This is a genomic window from Streptomyces poriticola, from assembly GCF_036689765.1.
In the GTDB taxonomy this organism is placed as follows: Bacteria; Actinomycetota; Actinomycetes; order Streptomycetales; family Streptomycetaceae; genus Streptomyces; species Streptomyces poriticola.
In genome coordinates this window covers 1-1,279 of record NZ_JBAGKH010000087.1, presented here as the reverse complement: position 1 = coordinate 1,279, position 1,279 = coordinate 1, and the positions used below count along the sequence as shown (strand labels likewise).

Sequence of the window (1,279 nt, the reverse complement as noted above, 5' to 3'; positions counted from 1 at the left end):
GCGAGCGGGCTGGACCGGGTGGACGCGGCCCGGCTCGCCCGAGGTGGAGTTGTGCCCTTCGCCCACGCCGACGGCCTGGAGCTGTTCGACGCCGTCTGTGCCACCGACGCACCGCTGACCGTCGCCGCACGCCTGGACCTCGCCGTGCTGCGCGCCCAGGCGGAGGCGCTGCCGCCCGTGCTGCGCGGCCTCGTGCCGGCCCCCGCACGCCGCACCGCCACGGCCGTCCAGCCCGGCGGCTTCGCCGAGCGACTCGCCGCGCTGCCCGAGGCCGAGCGGCGCCGCGCCGTCCTGGAACTGGTCCGGGAGACCGCGGCGACCGTGCTCGGCCACGACGGCCCGGACGCCGTCGCCCCCGACCGTTCCTTCCTCGACCTCGGCTTCGACTCGCTGGCCGCCGTCGAACTCCGCAACCGGCTCACCGCCGCGACCGGCCTGCGCCTGGCCGCGACGATCACCTTCGACCACCCCACCTCCACCGCCCTCGCACGCCACCTCCTGGACGCGGCCCTGGACGCCGACCCGTCGGCCACGAGCGGCGCACAGCCGCCCGCCACCACCGCCGTACGCGCCGACGAGCCGATCGCGATCGTCGGCATGGCCTGCCGGTACCCCGGCGGAGTGACCTCACCCGAGGACCTGTGGCGACTCGTGCTCGCGGGCACCGATGCCGTCACCGGCTTCCCCGAGGACCGCGGCTGGGACCTCACCTCCGTCTACGACCCCGACCAGTCCCGCACCGGGACGAGCTACACCCGCGAGGGCGGATTCCTCACCGGGGCGGCGGACTTCGACGCCGAGTTCTTCGGGATCAGCCCGCGTGAGGCGCTGGCCATGGACCCGCAGCAGCGGCTGCTGCTGGAGGCGTCCTGGGAGGCGATCGAGCGCGCCGGCGTCGACCCGACCGCGCTGCGCGGCAGCGCGACCGGTGTCTTCGCCGGCCTGATGTACCACGACTACGGCAGCGGCACCGGCACCCTCCCGGAAGGCGTCGAGGGCTACCTGGGCCTCGGCACCGCCGGCAGCGTGCTCTCGGGCCGGATCGCGTACACGCTCGGCCTGGAGGGCCCCGCGGTCACCGTGGACACCGCGTGCTCCTCCTCGCTGGTCGCGCTGCACTGGGCGATCCAGGCACTGCGCAGCGGCGAGTGCTCCATGGCCCTGGCCGGTGGTGTCACCGTGATGGCGACCCCGGGGACGTTCGTGGAGTTCTCCCGGCAGCGGGGCCTCGCCCCCGACGGCCGCTGCAAGTCCTTCGCGGCTGCGGCCGACGGAGTCG

General features: G+C 75.6%; 1 protein-coding gene. It reads left to right on the top strand.

The features are described 5' to 3' along the window. Positions 1-1,279 (top strand): acyl carrier protein (locus tag V5O46_RS31550; RefSeq protein ID WP_332888162.1); only part of this gene is annotated, 1,279 nt, incomplete at both ends.